Annotated in this window: 19 protein-coding genes; 15 read left to right on the plus strand and 4 right to left on the minus strand. The window is 69.2% G+C overall.

Annotation, left to right across the window (positions count from 1 at the left end):
* Positions 1-2: 2 nt before the first annotated feature.
* The 5 genes from NV263_RS16715 (at position 3) to NV263_RS16735 (ending at position 3,806) form a co-directional block, all read left to right on the plus strand.
* Positions 3-197: a DUF397 domain-containing protein gene (locus tag NV263_RS16715; RefSeq protein ID WP_263247234.1), complete on the plus strand. Its 195-nt coding sequence runs from the start codon at positions 3-5 to the stop codon at positions 195-197.
* Between the two features lie 169 nt (positions 198-366).
* On the plus strand, positions 367-690 hold the full coding sequence (locus NV263_RS16720; RefSeq protein ID WP_263247235.1) for a type VII secretion target: 324 nt from the start codon (positions 367-369) through the stop codon (positions 688-690).
* Positions 683-1,801 carry a putative T7SS-secreted protein gene (locus tag NV263_RS16725; RefSeq protein ID WP_263247236.1) on the plus strand — a complete coding sequence of 373 codons (1,119 nt, stop codon included), beginning with the start codon at positions 683-685 and terminating at the stop codon, positions 1,799-1,801. Before NV263_RS16720 ends, NV263_RS16725 begins: the two co-directional genes overlap by 8 nt.
* Positions 1,802-1,904: 103 nt before the next feature.
* Complete coding sequence (locus NV263_RS16730; protein ID WP_263247237.1) at positions 1,905-2,237, plus strand: hypothetical protein; 333 nt, start codon at positions 1,905-1,907, stop codon at positions 2,235-2,237.
* Positions 2,238-2,759: 522 nt separating this feature from the next.
* Positions 2,760-3,806 carry an FAD-dependent oxidoreductase gene (locus NV263_RS16735; RefSeq protein ID WP_263247238.1) on the plus strand — a complete coding sequence of 349 codons (1,047 nt, stop codon included), beginning with the start codon at positions 2,760-2,762 and terminating at the stop codon, positions 3,804-3,806.
* 15 nt (positions 3,807-3,821) lie between these two features.
* Here the strand turns inward: NV263_RS16735 and NV263_RS16740 are convergent, their stop codons facing one another.
* The 3 genes from NV263_RS16740 to NV263_RS16750 all read right to left on the minus strand — a co-directional run bounded on the left by NV263_RS16740 (position 3,822) and on the right by NV263_RS16750 (position 5,989).
* Positions 3,822-4,961 carry an MAB_1171c family putative transporter gene (locus NV263_RS16740; RefSeq protein ID WP_263247240.1) on the minus strand — a complete coding sequence of 380 codons (1,140 nt, stop codon included), beginning with the start codon at positions 4,959-4,961 and terminating at the stop codon, positions 3,822-3,824.
* Entirely contained in the window at positions 4,958-5,365 is a 408-nt protein-coding gene (locus tag NV263_RS16745) for a hypothetical protein (protein WP_263247241.1), read from the minus strand. Before NV263_RS16745 ends, NV263_RS16740 begins: the two co-directional genes overlap by 4 nt.
* Positions 5,366-5,527: 162 nt before the next feature.
* The gene (locus tag NV263_RS16750) at positions 5,528-5,989 is read right to left on the minus strand and encodes a helix-turn-helix domain-containing protein (RefSeq protein WP_263247243.1); all 462 of its coding nucleotides are present in this window, start codon (positions 5,987-5,989) and stop codon (positions 5,528-5,530) included.
* 183 nt (positions 5,990-6,172) lie between these two features.
* Here NV263_RS16750 and NV263_RS16755 point away from each other — a divergent pair, with 183 nt between their 5' ends.
* Complete coding sequence (locus NV263_RS16755; protein ID WP_263247244.1) at positions 6,173-6,877, plus strand: GGDEF domain-containing protein; 705 nt, start codon at positions 6,173-6,175, stop codon at positions 6,875-6,877.
* Between the two features lie 238 nt (positions 6,878-7,115).
* Here the strand turns inward: NV263_RS16755 and NV263_RS16760 are convergent, their stop codons facing one another.
* Positions 7,116-7,730, minus strand: coding sequence for a prepilin peptidase (locus tag NV263_RS16760; RefSeq protein WP_263247245.1), 615 nt, complete (start codon positions 7,728-7,730; stop codon positions 7,116-7,118).
* Between the two features lie 123 nt (positions 7,731-7,853).
* Between NV263_RS16760 and NV263_RS16765 the strand changes: the two genes are divergently transcribed.
* From NV263_RS16765 to NV263_RS16805, 9 genes are all read left to right on the plus strand, one after another.
* Positions 7,854-8,396 (plus strand): hypothetical protein, encoded by a 543-nt coding sequence (locus NV263_RS16765; RefSeq protein WP_263247246.1) that lies wholly within the window; start codon positions 7,854-7,856, stop codon positions 8,394-8,396.
* Complete coding sequence (locus tag NV263_RS16770) at positions 8,390-9,409, plus strand: hypothetical protein (protein WP_263247247.1); 1,020 nt, start codon at positions 8,390-8,392, stop codon at positions 9,407-9,409. The genes NV263_RS16765 and NV263_RS16770 overlap by 7 nt, the downstream gene beginning before the upstream one ends.
* A 106-nt stretch (positions 9,410-9,515) precedes the next feature.
* A complete protein-coding gene (locus NV263_RS16775) occupies positions 9,516-10,223 on the plus strand; it encodes a hypothetical protein (RefSeq protein WP_263247248.1) in 708 nt (235 codons plus the stop codon).
* Positions 10,223-11,005 carry a P-loop NTPase family protein gene (locus NV263_RS16780; protein ID WP_263247249.1) on the plus strand — a complete coding sequence of 261 codons (783 nt, stop codon included), beginning with the start codon at positions 10,223-10,225 and terminating at the stop codon, positions 11,003-11,005. The genes NV263_RS16775 and NV263_RS16780 overlap by 1 nt, the downstream gene beginning before the upstream one ends.
* Entirely contained in the window at positions 11,002-12,414 is a 1,413-nt protein-coding gene (locus NV263_RS16785) for a CpaF family protein (RefSeq protein ID WP_263247250.1), read from the plus strand. Before NV263_RS16780 ends, NV263_RS16785 begins: the two co-directional genes overlap by 4 nt.
* Positions 12,411-13,292 (plus strand): type II secretion system F family protein, encoded by an 882-nt coding sequence (locus NV263_RS16790; protein WP_263247251.1) that lies wholly within the window; start codon positions 12,411-12,413, stop codon positions 13,290-13,292. Before NV263_RS16785 ends, NV263_RS16790 begins: the two co-directional genes overlap by 4 nt.
* Complete coding sequence (locus NV263_RS16795) at positions 13,292-14,188, plus strand: type II secretion system F family protein (RefSeq protein ID WP_380759918.1); 897 nt, start codon at positions 13,292-13,294, stop codon at positions 14,186-14,188. Before NV263_RS16790 ends, NV263_RS16795 begins: the two co-directional genes overlap by 1 nt.
* Before the next feature lie 20 nt (positions 14,189-14,208).
* The gene (locus tag NV263_RS16800) at positions 14,209-14,400 is read left to right on the plus strand and encodes a hypothetical protein (protein WP_263247253.1); all 192 of its coding nucleotides are present in this window, start codon (positions 14,209-14,211) and stop codon (positions 14,398-14,400) included.
* A gap of 68 nt (positions 14,401-14,468) precedes the next feature.
* Complete coding sequence (locus NV263_RS16805; RefSeq protein ID WP_263247254.1) at positions 14,469-14,831, plus strand: TadE/TadG family type IV pilus assembly protein; 363 nt, start codon at positions 14,469-14,471, stop codon at positions 14,829-14,831.
* The last annotated feature ends 31 nt before the right edge of the window (positions 14,832-14,862 follow it).

Here is a 14,862-nt window from a genome sequence, read left to right on the forward strand (position 1 = left end):
CGATGACGAGACCACCTGCAACGTCGTGGAGGACGTCGAGCTACACCAAGACCTCGTACTGCGTCGAGGTCGGCCGGACTGGTGACGGCGTCGCCGTCCGGGATACGAAAAACCGCGCCGGCGGGTATTTCACCACCAGCCGCAAGCAGTGGTCGGCGTTCGTGTCCGCGCTCAAGGACGGCCGTTTCGACACCTGACCTGGAGACTGCCGACATCGCGGCGCCTGCGACCTCTTCCCGCCGCTGCGTCTGAAGCCGCCCCTGGATGCTCCACGTTGAATCCCCGGATTTGTGCTGGTTCGGTCGAAGCGATGCGTTAGCCTCGCTCTGCTCGGCGATCTCTATTGGGGGATGCGAAGGAGGCGGAATGGCCCTGGACGGGGCGGGCTTCCATGTCGAGATCGAGGTGCTTGAGGAGGCGGCTGGGAAGATCCGGGCTGCGGTTCGGGATCAGGACGGCCGCGAGCTGAGCTCGGTTCCCGGTGAAGCACGCGAGTACGGCAACGAGGAGCTGCAGGCAGCGTTGAGTGCCTTCTGCACTCGGTGGAGCGAGACACTCGACGAGCTCGTCGAGAATGGGCGGGAGATCGCTGATGCGCTCGCAGCCTCCGCGTCGTCCTACCGACGGGCCGACGCGGCCGCCGCCTCGGCACTGGACCAGGACCCGGCCGTGGAAGCGGCCGATGGCTGAGCTCGGGCAGGCGCAGAACCCGAAGGAGCTCGTTGAAGGCACGCCGGAAACCCTGGATGTCAACGTCCGTGTGCTGTCGCGGCGGGCGCGCGAAGCGGTGGACATCGCGGTCGCACTGCGTGCGATCGATACCGGCGCCTGGACCGGGAAAGCGGCCGAGGCGTTCCGCGAGAGCTTCAGCTACGAACCGACGAAGTGGTATGACCTCGGTGACGCGCTCGAAACGGCCGCGCAGGTCCTCGACATCTACGCCGGCACGTTGCGGTACGCACAAGAGCAGGCCGCAGAAGCGATCGCGCTGTGGAACCAAGGGCAGCAGCAAACCCGCCAAGCACAGGCAGCCCATGAGCAGGCGATCGTCGCAGCGAACCAGGAAGGTTCGGCCGACAGGCCCGGGACGGCGGCGCCGTTCAATGACCCCGGCGAACCGACCCGACAAGCTGCTCGGGACATGCTGCAGCGGGCGCGCCAACAACTGGCTAAGGTCGCCGCGGAAACCGCCCAGGCTCTGCAGGGACTCACCCCACCGCAAGCCGACAGCACGGTCGCACAAGCAGCCCACGGTGTCCTCGACCTCGCCGGGTTCGTCCCGGGAATCGGCGATATCGCGGACCTGACCAACGCCGCCTGGTACGCCGCGGAAGGCAAAACCGTCGACGCCGGCTTGTCAGCCGCGGCGGCGATCCCCTTCCTCGGTTGGGGCGCCGGGGCCAGCAAGGTCACCAAGGCTGTCGGCGAAGCCGCCGAGGCCGCCAAAGCAGCCGGTCACGCACCCGCACAGCTGGGCCGCGCGATCCGCAAGGACTACCGCAAGACCTTCTTCGAAAACCACCCCGAGCTCGAAGGCAAGGTCGTGGTCCACCACGCCGTCGAACAAAGCGCAGCCAAGCGCTACCCCGACGCCGACCTGTCATTGGCCGAGATGCACTCCTACGACAACCTCCGAGGAATCCCAAAAGAGGAAAACTCAACGCTGCATCTGAAAGCGATCCGCAAAGAATGGGATTCCTTCTACCGAAGCCACCCTAACGCGACCAAAGAACAGCTGTTAGACTTCGCAACGCATATCGACAACAAATACGGTCATCGATTCAACCCACCGGTGAGGTGACATGGCATTCCACCTGGTTCGCGGCGACGCAGCCGGTGACCTCGGCGAGAACACGTCGCTGGACACGTCCGTGCACCCGCCAAGGGTGCAACATCTGCACTTCGTGATCGACGCCTGGACCGGAGCCGACCTCATCGAACGGTTTCCCGTGGTCCTCGTCACCGAGCGGCTCGCCGAAGCACTGGCAGCCTCGGGCTTGGGAACATTCGAGCTCCGCGATGCCGAGATCACGACGGAACCCGAAGCCGAAGAAATCCGCGACAGTGCTGGGATCCAGGCGTTCCCGAACTTCCGATGGCTGCACGTCACCGGCACCGCTGGCCAGGACGACCTCGGCACCGACGCGGAAGCATCGCTGGTGGTCTCCGACCGCGCCCTGGCCCTGCTGCGCCAGTTCAACCTCGACGGCTGCGACATCGAGGACTACGCCAGCTAACGCCGCTCGCACAACGACGTCGCCCATGCCTGGCTCGGCAAGTACGAGCGCGACAGGCTGTGGCACGCAATGCAAGCTGCGCCGCGACAATCGCCAACTCCGGGATCGGACTCGCCATCGCCCTCACGCTGGAAACCTCCGGCTCCGAGGGCACCTCGAAGAAGCCGCCAGCGTCACCTGAATCGAGAGAACCCGGCCCGCTGAACCCTTACGGCCGTGGTGATGTCTTCGACGCCGTCAGCCCATGCCATTAGCCAGTACGCGACTACGAGCGGCAACCTGACCGCGCGCATCGCCTTGCACGCCTACGGCACGAACCCGCAGGACTGGTTCTCCTGGCTCGGTGAACGGCTTCCACCAGACGGCGCGGTCCTGGAAGGTCGGCGCGGGCACCGGTGAGCTACGACCAACCCGGTAAGCACCTGGGCTCGGTCAACGGTCAATCGCGGTCTCGTGCTGTGCGCGCACCACGGCTCCAGCAGTGCCCGAGCGGGCGTTGTCTTGTCGTGGAGAATCGGTTCCATGAAGGCGGTGATCGTCGGTGCTGGGGTCGCGGGGTGTGCGGCGGCGTTGGCGTTGTCCCAGGTCGGTGTCGAGGCGGCGGTGTACGAAGCCCGCCCGAGCGCTGCTGAGGGTCTAGGGGCGTTTCTGACGATCATGCCCAACGGGGTCCAGGCGCTGCATTGCCTCGGCGCCGACGAGGCGACCCGTCGATACGGCGTGACCGCCGGTGGCGTCGAGGTCATCGACGCGGACGGCACGCTCGTGCGCCGCTCCAGCTTCCACGGCCAGGGGCCGCCGCCGTTCACCCTGACCCGTTCGGATTTGGTGGCGGGACTGCGCGAGGAATGCGCTCGCCGCGGGATTCCCGTGTTCCACGGCAAGCAGCTGGCCGACGCGAGCAGCACGCCCGCTGGGGTAGTCGCCGAGTTCGCCGACGGCAGCACCGTCGAGGCAGACCTCCTCATCGGCGCGGACGGTGTGTGGTCACGCACCCGCGCCCTGCTCAACCCGGACGCCCCTGCACCCCGGCGTGCCGCTCGGGCGTCGGTTTTCGGATTCGGTGTGGACCTCACCGACCCGCCGCCGACAGGCACCGTGCGGTTCTGCCGGGGGCGCCACGCGCTGCTCGGCTACAAGACCGGCCCGGACGGCACCGGGTGGTGGTTCGCCCGCGTGCCCGCTACCCCGCCGGTGTCGACAGCCGCCGGGTGGCAACAGCGGGTGCTCGACGCGGTCGCGGGCGACCGGACTCCCGCAGCGGAGATCGTCCGCGCGACGGAGGTCGACCGGGTCGTGGGCGTCCACGTCTACGACCTCACCTCGACCGAGCACGCCAGCACCCCGGTGTGGTACAACGCTCGCACGGTGCTGCTCGGCGATGCCGCACACGCCGCCGACCCCGCCACCGGACAAGGCGCCTCCCAAGCCCTCAACGACGCACTCGTGCTCGCCGAATCCCTGCGATCCTCCACCAACCCGGAGGAGGCGTTCGGTTGCTACGAGCAGCGACGCCGCCCTGCGACCGAGGAGGAGGCCCGCCGAAGCGCCGCCTTCTTCGACCGGTGAACAACGCCCCTCCGCCTACGACGTGGGTGCGCGCTGCTTCAGGGAGCGGGCCAGGGCGATGAGCGCGCGGGCGTCACCGTCGAGTGTGGGCTCGGTGGGTGGTGCGATCACGGCGGCCGACCGGCTGGTGTGCGGATCGTCGTGGGTGTAAGCGCGGATCGCGTCGGGAAGGTGGGCGGCGAGCGTGTCGGGGTCGTCGGTGTCCACCTCGGCCAGGTACGGGCTGAGACGTACCAAAGCGTCACGGCATTCGATGACGTGCCGGTAGAAACGCTGGTGCGTTGCGAGAGGACTCAGCGCCTCGCGCCAGGAGCGGCCGGTCAGTCGTTCCAGGCGGTGTTCCGGGAAGGTCTGCATGAGCATCGTCCACAGTGGCGTAATCTCCCGGTCGGCTTGGCGGTGTTCGCGCCACAGGCGTAGTGCAGCGACGCGTTGCGCCAGCGCGGGATAGGTGACGCCCGCGAGGAAGACGACGATGCCGGGCAGCAGGAAGAACACCGATCCGATCCAACCGAGCTGGGTTTCGGCTGTGCCGGACGGGTCGTGGAGCGCGTCGAGGGCGTTGTTCAACCGCAGCAGGATGGCTGGCACGAACAGGCAGTTGGCGATCACGAGCCCGGCAAGGCCGACGGCGCTGATGCGCAACCCGCGCGCCACGCGTGCATCGGTTCTGCGGGCAGCGGCCAGCGCCCAGAACCCCGCGGCGGCGAAACCGAACGCCATATAGCAGTCCGCGGTCAGGTAGAGCGTCGCCACACTGGGCACGGTGCGGTCCCGTGTCGGCACGCCCGGTGGCGTCATCACAGCCGACCCGACGAGCACGGCGATCGCGATCGCTAGCGGGATCGCCAGCTGGGCACTTCGGATGGCACCGCGGCGGATGGGAAGCGCGGAGAAGACGAAGAACCCGATGAGACCGTTCACGCCGACGAGCAGCAGGGAGTGCTGGATCGCGCGGCTTGCCATCGGGGTCAGTCCCACCACGGTGGCCTGCCTGTCGGCAACGATCCCGAAGGGAAAGGCGATTGCCCAGCAGGCGACGAGGACGGTGAGTGACCACAGTGGAGCGGCGTAGGGCTTGTGCACGAGCCGCACGACCGTCCAGACCAGGGCAACACAGGCCGCCAGTCCATAGGCGATCAGCAATGGCGTCATAGCCACCCCAACCTGTCGGCGAGCGAGGTCTGGATCCGGTCGGTGTCCGTGGCTCCTGAGGGACGTGCCGCGAGGCGATTGGCGGCGCTGGCCCAGTCCAGCACGGTCGTGGCCGCGATCTCGGCTTCGTGCTCCTTCTGGTCGTCGTAGACGGTGCGGCGCAGGACACGACGCACCACGTCGGGGTCCAGGTCGGGGAAGATGTCCGCGTAATCGACGTCGGGCTCGTCCGGGGCGTCGAACGGCATGTCCGGGGTGTGGCCGGCCATCATGTGTCCCAGCTCGTGAACGATGATGTGGTCCTGGTGGGCTTTCGTGGTTTCGCTCTGGTACACGACGTAGTCGACGTGACGCCCAGCAGCCCAGAATCCGAACGGTCCGGGCAGGGCGATCGGCTGGCTCACGAGTTGGATTCGGCGGCCCCGCAGCCGTCCGTAGGCATCGCACAAGGACTCGACATCGAACGGTGGCCGGACGTCCAGGTCGCGCAGGAGCCGCCGACACCGCGCACGCAGCTTTCGCTGCCCGAGCCGACTCACCTGGATCACTCCTCCCCAGTACACCGGTCACCGCTCGGTGTCGCGTCGTTCGTTCTCGCGCTCCCGCTTTTCGAGCTGGTAGACGACGTCGAGAAGATCCATCACCTGTTGGCGTCGCGCCGGGGAAAGTTCGCCCGCGCGCGTGGCGATGATCTTAGCCTCGTCAGTCTCGGCCAGCTGGGCCAGCCGCTGCTGCTCCGCTTGCAGCTGTTCCAGCTGGCGATCGATGCGATCGGCAACATCGTCATCGAAGAAGTACGCGACGGGCACGCCGAAGAACTCGGCGAGCGCCTGCAGATGCTTGATCGTGGGGTTGTCCTTCTTTCCCTTGCGCAGCTGCCAGATGTAGCTCTGCGAGATCGTGATCCCGGTGGCGCTGATCTCCGAGGCGACGTGCTCGTTGCTGTACTCCTGTCCGCCTTGGGGTTTCACCGAGGCGAACAGGTGGTTGAGCTTGTCGGCCAGGCTCCGGTTCACGGTGTCCACCATGGTGTTCCCCCTGCTCATGGTCGAGCTTTTACCCAGAAAAACACTCGACCGGAGGATTGTTTTCATTCCAGTTGAAAGCGATCTCGCGCCAGCTCTACGGTGGCCTCACCAGCGCTTCCACTGACGAAAAACCTGATTGAGATCAATTTCTTGTCCTCAGTGTAAACCCGGGAGGGCCGAACTATGAAGGCACACTCCGCGCCCCCGAACCGGGGCTGTGCCGCCTGCGGGTGCTCCGCAGCCGACAAGCTGACCGGGCTGGCCGATCGCTGGTCCTGGGAGGCGCAAGCGCCCCGGCTACTGCGCCACGCCCAAGAATCCGTCGCCCTGTTGATGACAGACCTCGACCAGTTCAAACGGGTCAACGATGTCTGGGGGCACGTCGCCGGCGATGCGGTGCTCGCCGCTGCCGCCCACGCGCTGCGTGGCATCGTCGGCGAGGAGGGCTTGGTCGGCCGCTACGGCGGTGACGAGTTCCTCGTCCTGCTGGCGTGCGCCGACGGTCCCAGTGCGGTGAGGTGCGCCGAGGCGTTCAGGGAGGCGATCAGCGGCCTGGCTGTCCCGGTGACGGCCACGACCGGCGACCGGATCGTGTTGACCGGCCTCTCGGTGTCGGTCGGGATGACCGTGCGTCGCGCGAACGAAGGATCCTCGCTGGAGCAGCTCGTGCTCGCAGCCGATGCTGCCCTCCAACACGCGAAACGGCACGGCCGCGACCAGGTACGCACCACCGCTCAAGCGCAGGGAGTCGACCACGCTGCCGCTCCGTTCCCGGAGGCGGACATGCAGGCGCTGGAGCGGAATGCCTGCTGGGGACACCTCATCGATCTCAGCCGCATGGTGGCTGACGGGCGCTTTGCCCTACCGCCACAGCAGGGTGCTCGCTGAGACATACCGGCTCTCGACGTGGGCGCGGCTTGTCCTGCCGCCGATGAGCAGGCGACGAAATCGTCTTCTGTGCTCACGGCCTCCGTGACAGGACCCGCGCCCGGCAGCGGACTTGCCCCCGTCCCCCGAACGAGTCCGCTGCGCCCGCTGCGGGGAGACCGGGCGCCCTTCCCCCGAACGCTCGGTCTCCCCGCGGCCACCGACCCGCCCCTCGACGGATCAGGAGAAGATCGTGACCTCACCCCGTACCGAGCCCGGAGACCCCGGGATGCGCGACCACCATGGCCACTACGGCGGCTGCGAACAGAAACGGCCCGAACGGCAAGGGGTTTCGACGTCCGGATGCTCGGACGACCAGATGCCCGAGCGCGGCGGCAGACCAGCCCAGCAACAGACCGCCCACCCAACACGGCCAGCCGTGCCAGGCCAGGACTGCTCCCAGCGGTCCAGCGAGCTTGACGTCACCGCCCCCGAGCCCGTCGGGCTGAGCAAGGTAGACGGCTGCGAAGAACACCAGCGCCCCCAGCGCACCGAGCACCGCGCGGAGCGCAGGGTCGGGTGCGAGGCTCCCGGCCGCGATGAGGGACAGCGCGACCGTTGCGTACAGGACCAGCATCAGCCGGTTCGGCAGGCGGCGGTGGCGCGCGTCCTCCCACGCGAGTGGCACCGCGGCGGCGACGAAGCCCACCGACACCACGACGTCGGGGACCGCCGGGTGCCTCCAGCACAGCACCGCCGCGGCGACCACCGAGGCGACGGCCATCCCCACGAGCCGGCCCGGCCGACGCCGCGCCGGCTCGGAGCCGACGAACTCGACGAGCGCGCTCGCCATGCCGCTGACGACTGCTCCCACGAGAACGTGCAGTCCCCACACCGCCGCGCCGCCTCCACCGGTTTCGAAAACGATCTCCTCGTCAGCGAAGCCTCACCCAGCGGCGGGACGCGCGCCACCGGACACCAAGCGCTCGTCCCGACCGTGACGGCTGCGGTCATCGGCGTCGTGCTGCTCGCGGCCGGCTGCCAGAGCCCGGGACCGACACCGACCTCACCGCAGCAGACCGACCACGAAACGCCTCCGGGAGCAGCACCGGCGCCCTCACCTGCGGATGTCGCGAAAAGCCAGGCCATCGAGGCGTACCGGAACATGTGGGCGGCGATGGCCCGCGCGGGCGAGACCTCGGACTGGCGCTCGCTGGAGCTGGCGCGTTACGCCACCGACAACGCGCTCACCACGATCACGCGCAGCCTCTATACCGACCACTTCAACCACGTGGTCACCCGCGGCTGGCCCCGAAACGCCCCGACCGTGACCTCCGCCGAACCCGCCAGCGATCCGAGCACCGTGATGCTCTCCGACTGCGGGGACTCGACGCGGTGGCTGAAGTACCAGGAGGGAACCAGCACGCTCGTCGACGACAAACCCGGGGGCCGCCAGTCGATCGTCGCCGAAGTCAAACGGCAGGCCGACGGGGCGTGGCGCGTCACCCAGTTCGCCGTACAGGGGGTGGGCTCGTGCTGACACGCGCAGCGCTGGTCGCCGGATCGATGTCCACGATCTTCCTCGCCGGTTCCGGAATCGCCGCGGCCGACAGCGGCTGGGGCGGCGTCGATTGCGGCACCGTCTCCTACGCCGGCTGCCAGCTCGGAGCGGGACAGGACGGTCACCCCGGCCAGGCGCCACCGCGCCCGCACCGCCCCGGTCCCGGCGCGGGCAGCGAGTCAGGCTCCGGCGAGGCACCCGGCCACCGGGGAAACGGAGACCAGATGCTCGGCGATGCCAACCTGGCCGACTGCCGCTACGTCCCGAGCGACTACCACCCACCGAGCCAGGGCACGGCGACCGTGGCCTACCACCCGCCGCAGCCCGCCAGAACGCTGATCGTGACGCCAGCGGTGCACCGAACGACGCTGCTGTCCCAAGGTGCACCCCAACAGCAATCCCCTGGCCAGTCCGGAGCATGGTACGTCTACCAGTGCTCGGGGCAAGGGTGGCGCGATTCGCTGTATCGGCCGCCGATCTGGATTCCCAACGGACCCACCCCCGCTCCTCTGCCCTCGCCGGAAACCCTCGCCCAGCAGGCATACAGCCAGCTGCGGCTGCCCTCGCCGCAGATCCACGCCTCCCCCGCGCAGACCCAGTTGGTGAATCTGCCCACGTGGTTGTGGATGGATCCGGCGCAGTGGCGTCCCCAGTCGGCGACCGCGTCCGTGCCCGGGGTTTCGGTGACGGCGACGGCGGTGCCGAACTCCGTGACGTGGTCGATGGGTGACGGGTCGACGGTGACCTGCCCCGGCCCAGGAACACCATTCCCCTCCAGCGCCGACCCGCGCTCCGCCTCCGACTGCGGCCACACCTACCACCACACCTCGCAGGGCAGGCCGGGCAACGCGTACCCGGTCGCGGCCACAGTGAACTGGACGGTGACCTGGTCTGGAGCAGGAACGGGCGGCACCTTCCCGAACCTGACCACCACCTCAACCGCCAGTTTCGCGGTCGCGGAGGCCCAAGCCCTCAACAACACACCCCGCTAGGACTCATTCGTCCACTGGAGACAGAACGAAATCCCTGATTCCCATCGCACACCCCTTGTTCCACAGGAAATGGGGTGCAGGTACCGCATTGCCGTGGAGGCGCCCGATGTCCACATCCACTTCGACCGCTGAACCCTCCCAGGGGCCGCCGGCCCCGTCCCGTTCCTGGGCCGGGCGCAAGCCTGGCGAATCCGCCCGGATCACGCCCGGTACCGGGCGGCGCCGGGTTCCGTACCTGGTGCTCGGCGTGCTGCTGGTGGTGATCTGCGTGTCCGGCGCGGTGATCACCGTGCTGCAGGTCGGGAATCGGGAACTGATGCTGGTCCTGGCGCGGCCGGTGCACGTCGGCGATCTTCTGACACCGCAGGACCTGCGACAGGTCCCGCTGTCCCCGGATTCGGGAGCCGACCTGGTGCCCGCCAGCCAGGCGGCGACGGTCCTGGGCCATCCGGTCGGCTACTCCCTGCCGGCGGGGACCCTGCTTCCCCGCTCCGCGCTCGGCCGGCCACAGGTGCCGCCCGCAGGCCAGGCGATCGTGGCCGTCGCGGCGAAGCCGGGACAGTTTCCGCCTGACCTGGCGCCGGGTACCAGGGTCTGGGTGATCGTGGTCCCGGGCTCGCAAAGCAGCACGTCCACGACTCCGAGCCCGGACTTCGGTGGCCCGTGGTCGGCGGTGGTCACCAGCGTCGCAGCGCCGGGCAGTGATCAGTCCACGGTGGTCTCGCTGCAGTTGCCGGTCACCAGTGCCCGGCAGGTGGCCGCGGTGCCGTCCGGACAGTTGTCGTTGGTCGCCGTTCCCGCTGGAGGTCAGTGATGCTGGTCGGGTTGTGTTCGGTGAAGGGCTCGCCAGGTGTGACCACGGCGGCGTTGGCGATGGCCGCGCGCTGGCCCGGCGGTGACCCGGTCGTGGTGGAGGCCGACCCAGCGGGCGGTGACCTCACCGCCCGGTTCCGGCTTCCGGCTTCACCCGGAGTGGTGTCGCTGGCCGCGGCGGCGCGGCGGCAATCCTCGGCGGATCTGGTGACGGAGCACTCCCAGCGCCTACCGGGTGGGCTGCGCGTGGTGGCCGGGCCGGTGGCAGCCGAGCAAGCGCGAGCCGCGTTGGGCGTGCTCACCACCCGCGGACTGCCCGCGCTGCGGGCCGCCGCCCGCTCCCCGGAGTCCGCGGTGCTGGTGGATGTCGGACGTGGGGATACGGCGTCCCCAGCGTTGCCGCTGGTGCGCGGGGCGGACGCGCTGATGGTGCTGGCGCGGCCCCGAGCCGACGAGTTGTCCCACGTCGCGACCCTGCTGGAGTCGGTGTCGACGTGGACCCGCACGCCGGGACTGGTGCTCGCCGGCGACGGCCACAGCCGCACCGAGGTGGAACGCGAGCTCGGAGTCCCAGTGATGGCCACGCTTCCTGACGATCCACGAGGCGCGTCGATCCTGTGTGGACAACCACGTGGACGCGCCCCGAATCGGTCCGCGTTGGGCCGCGCCGCTGCTCGCCTGAATCGCACGCTGCTCGGCCACGTCCAGGCAGGCCGCACCCACTCCGACGGGCTGGTCGCTGCCGCAGCGCCCACCACGGACAACGGGGAGGTGCCGCGATGACGACCGAGGCACACCGCTTCCTCGATGCGACCGGCGCACCGCAGCCAAACACAACAGGGGCCGGCTACAGCGAAGGCGACGGTGGCCATCCGGGAGCGGCGGCACTGCGGGCACGGGTACGTCAGGCGGTCTCGGAAGGACTGGCCGAACGCCTCCGCGCCGATGAGCAGGCCGGCCGCCCCGCGATGGACCACCCGACCCGCCGTGCCCTGGCCGAACGACTCGCCGCGGACGCGGCCGACGCCCACGCCAATGAGGAGCTGACCCGTCCAAGCGGAGCGGGGTTGGTGCCCGACGAGGTGGAACGCCGCGTCGTGGCCTCGGTGCTCGACGAGATCTTCGGCATGGGCGGCCTGCAACCGCTGCTGGCCCGCGAGGACATCGAGAACATCAACGTCAACGGAGCCGACCGCGTCTTCGTGCGCTACGCCGACGGCAGGCGGGCGCAGATGCCGCCGGTGGCCGACTCCGACGAGGAACTGATCGACCTGGTGCGGGCGCTGGCCGCGCGCTCCGGAGTGGAGGAACGCCGCTTCGACCGGGGCTCGCCCGGGGTGAACGTGGAGCTGCCGGACGGCTCGCGGATGTTCGCGGTCATGGCCGTCACCGGCCGCCCGAGCGTGTCCATCCGGCGGCACCGGTTCCAACAAGTCACCCTGGCCCAGCTCCGCTCGCTGGGCACCATCGACGCCGGGTTGGAAGCGCTGCTGTCGGCGATGGTGCGCGCCCGGTTCAACGTGCTCGTGGTCGGCGGCACCGCGATCGGCAAGACCACGATGCTGCGCGGGCTCGCTTCGGCAATTCCATCGAGTGAGCGACTGATCACCATCGAGGACAACTTCGAGTTGGGCCTCGACCGCGACCCGGCCCATCCCGATGTGATCGCGATGCAGGCCCGGGAAGCCAACGTCGAGGGTGAGGGGGCGATCTCGCAGGCCGAGCTGGTGCGGTGGGCGCTGCGCATGTCCCCGGACCGGGTCATCGTGGGTGAGGTCCGCGGCGCCGAGCTGGTGCCGATGGCCAACGCCATGTCCCAGGGCAACGACGGGTCGATGGCCACCCTGCACGCCTCCACCTCCCGCGGGGCGTTCACCAAGCTCGCCACCTACGCCGCCCAGTCCCCGGAACGGTTGGGCCTGGAGGCGACCAACCTGCTCATGGCCTCGGCGCTGCATTTCGTGGTGCACCTGGCCGAGGCGCGCGACGACAAGACCCGGGTAGTGGCCTCGATCCGCGAAGTCGTCGATGCCGACGAGAAGCAGATCATCTCCAACGAGGTCTACCGCCCCGACCCGACCGGTCGCGCAGTCCCCGGAGTGCCGTTGCGCACCGAGACCGTCGAGCGGCTAGCCGAGACCGGGTTCGACGCAGGCGTGCTGGAGCGCCCCGAAGGGTGGTGGCGGCCATGACCGGAACCGTCCTGCTGGCCGCGGCCTGCGGGCTCGGCGTAGCGCTCGGAGGGCTGCTGCTCGTTCTCGCGTTCCGTGGCCACGCTCCCGCCACGCCGTCGCGCTGGCGAGACCAGCTTCGTCAGCTCCGGGACAGGGTCTCGGCGCGGCGAGCAGTGATCAGCCTGGCCGGCGGTCTGCTGGTCGCCCTCGTCACCGGCTGGGTCAGTGGTGGCGTGCTGACCGCGGCGGCGGTGTGGGCGCTGCCGCGGGTGCTGGGGCGGGACTCCGAGCAGGCCCGTCGAGTGGCCCGGATCGAGGCCGTTGCCGCCTGGACCGAGATGCTGCGGGACACCCTGTCCGCCGCGGCCGGTTTGGAACAAGCGATTCAGACCACTGTGGACACCGCTCCGACAGCGATCCGGGACGAGGTTCATGAGCTGTCGATGCGCATCGAGCGCGGCGACAAGCTCCCCGACGCGCTGGCGGGCCTGGCGGACGACCTGTCCGACCCCACCGCGGACTTGGTGGTCTCCGCGTTGGTCCTCGCTTCGCAGCACCAGGCTCGCCAGCTCGCGGAGCTGCTGGGAGAGCTGGCGATCGAGGCCCGCGAGCAGGTGTCCATGCGGCTGCGGGTCGAAGCCGGACGGGCACGCACCCGCACCAGCGTCCGCGTGATCGTCGCGACCACGTTGATCTTCGCGGCGGGGCTTGTGGTGCTCAATCGCGGTTACCTCGCCCCCTATGACGGGGCTTTCGGTCAGATCATGCTCTTGGCTGTCGGTGCGTTGTTCGCCGTCGCGTTCGCCTGGCTGGCCCGCATCGCGCGGATGTCCGAGCCCGAACGCTTTCTCACCCGGCCCACGGCGGCCCGTGCGCGGATGGAGGTGCGCTCGTGATCACCACAGTCGCGCTCCTCGGTGCCGGGCTCGGTGTTGGCTTGTGGGCGCTGGTGGTGTGGCTGCTGCCACCCGCGCCGTCGCTGGCCAGCGCGCTGGCTGCCACCCACATCCCCGCGTCCCGCAAACCCACGATCACCGACATCGACGCCGGCGGGTGGGCTGCCCGATGGGGCCGGCCCGCGGTGCGGCCGTTGGCCGCACTCGGTCTGCCCCACCCCCGCCAGCAGCGCGATCTGCTCGTACTTGGACGAGCACCGGAGACGCTGTTGGCGGAGAAGGGCGTGCTGGCCGTCGCCGGTTTGCTCCTGCCCAGCCTGTTCCCACTCCTGCTGTGGGCGGTCGGCGTGGGGTTGCCATGGCAAGTGCCCGCCGTCGTCGGTCTCGCATGTGCTGTCGGCGGGTTTTTCCTGCCTGACCTGGATTTGCGACAGCGGGCCGAACGCAGGCGCACGTCGTTTCGCCACGCGCTCGGCGCCTACCTGAACCTGGTCCGGGTCTCGCTAGCCGGGGGCGCCGGGGTCGACGGCGCGCTGACCGATGCCGCCGAGATCGGCCAAGGGTGGGCGTTCGCCCGGATTCGGCGTGCGCTGACGACGGCCCGGATGACCCGGGCGACGCCGTGGGACACGTTGCGCCAGCTCGGCGAGGAACTGGACGTGCGCGAGCTGATCGAGCTGTCGTCCTCGGTGTCGCTGGCCGGCACCGAAGGCGCCAAGGTGCGCGCCTCGCTGGCGGCGAAGGCCGCGGCGATGCGCACTCACGAACTCACCGAAGCCGAGCGTGAGGCGCAGGCCGCCACGGAGCGGATGTCGTTGCCGGTGATCTGCCTGTTCGCCGGGTTTTTGTTGTTCATCGCCTATCCGGCCGTGGCCACCGTGCTCGGCTCCCTGTAGATCGCAAAGGAGAATCGCTGATGTTGAGCTATATCCAGCTTGTCATTGCCACCACGCGGGCTCGAATCGACACCCTCCGGGCTGATGAGCGCGGGTACTCCACGGAAACCGTGCTCGTGACCGCGTTGTTGGTCGCCGCGGCCATCGCGGTGATGGCGATCATCGTCGCCGCGGTCACTCGCAAGGCCAACGAGATCGGGGGCAACATGTGATGACCACACGCCTTGCCCGCCGACTTCTCGCAGTAGTACGACGGTGCCGCCGGGACGAGCGTGGGGCGGTGACCGCCGAGCTGGTGCTGGCGGTCCCGGCATTGCTGCTGCTGATCCTGCTGATCACCCAGTTCGCGATCTGGGCGCACGCCACCCACATCGCCCAGGCCGCCGCCTCCCAGGCACTGTCGGCCGCACGTGTCCAGGGTGCCAGTAGCGCCGATGGCCAGGCCGAAGCCTCGGCGGCGCTGGCCCAGCTCGGCTCCGGGCCACTGAAGAATCCGCACGCCCTCGTGAATCGAGGACCTGAACAGTCCACTGTGGAAATCACCGGGAAAGCTGCTCCGGTCGTGCCGTTCTTGGACTTGCCGGTGCGGGGCCGGGCGGTTGGTCCGAGTGAGCGGTTCGTCGTCCCGGGAGGCAATGGATGACGCTGTGCCGACTGCAGTGCGACGAACGGGG

The sequence above is a fragment of the Saccharopolyspora rosea genome (assembly GCF_025643595.1).
In the GTDB taxonomy this organism is placed as follows: Bacteria; Actinomycetota; Actinomycetes; order Mycobacteriales; family Pseudonocardiaceae; genus Saccharopolyspora; species Saccharopolyspora rosea.

Excerpts from the sequence above, each read along its gene's own strand:
- NV263_RS16720 (WP_263247235.1), top strand. The coding sequence starts at position 367 with ATGGCCCTGGACGGGGCGGGCTTCCATGTCGAGATCGAGGTGCTTGAG.
- NV263_RS16735 (WP_263247238.1), top strand. The coding sequence starts at position 2,760 with ATGAAGGCGGTGATCGTCGGTGCTGGGGTCGCGGGGTGTGCGGCGGCG.
- NV263_RS16755 (WP_263247244.1), top strand. The coding sequence starts at position 6,173 with ATGAAGGCACACTCCGCGCCCCCGAACCGGGGCTGTGCCGCCTGCGGG.
- NV263_RS16785 (WP_263247250.1), top strand. The coding sequence starts at position 11,002 with ATGACGACCGAGGCACACCGCTTCCTCGATGCGACCGGCGCACCGCAG.
- NV263_RS16750 (WP_263247243.1), bottom strand. The coding sequence starts at position 5,989 with ATGGTGGACACCGTGAACCGGAGCCTGGCCGACAAGCTCAACCACCTG.
- NV263_RS16725 (WP_263247236.1), top strand. The coding sequence starts at position 683 with ATGGCTGAGCTCGGGCAGGCGCAGAACCCGAAGGAGCTCGTTGAAGGC.
- NV263_RS16775 (WP_263247248.1), top strand. The coding sequence starts at position 9,516 with ATGTCCACATCCACTTCGACCGCTGAACCCTCCCAGGGGCCGCCGGCC.
- NV263_RS16715 (WP_263247234.1), top strand. The coding sequence starts at position 3 with ATGACGAGACCACCTGCAACGTCGTGGAGGACGTCGAGCTACACCAAG.
- NV263_RS16790 (WP_263247251.1), top strand. The coding sequence starts at position 12,411 with ATGACCGGAACCGTCCTGCTGGCCGCGGCCTGCGGGCTCGGCGTAGCG.
- NV263_RS16740 (WP_263247240.1), bottom strand. The coding sequence starts at position 4,961 with ATGACGCCATTGCTGATCGCCTATGGACTGGCGGCCTGTGTTGCCCTG.
- NV263_RS16800 (WP_263247253.1), top strand. The coding sequence starts at position 14,209 with ATGTTGAGCTATATCCAGCTTGTCATTGCCACCACGCGGGCTCGAATC.
- NV263_RS16780 (WP_263247249.1), top strand. The coding sequence starts at position 10,223 with ATGCTGGTCGGGTTGTGTTCGGTGAAGGGCTCGCCAGGTGTGACCACG.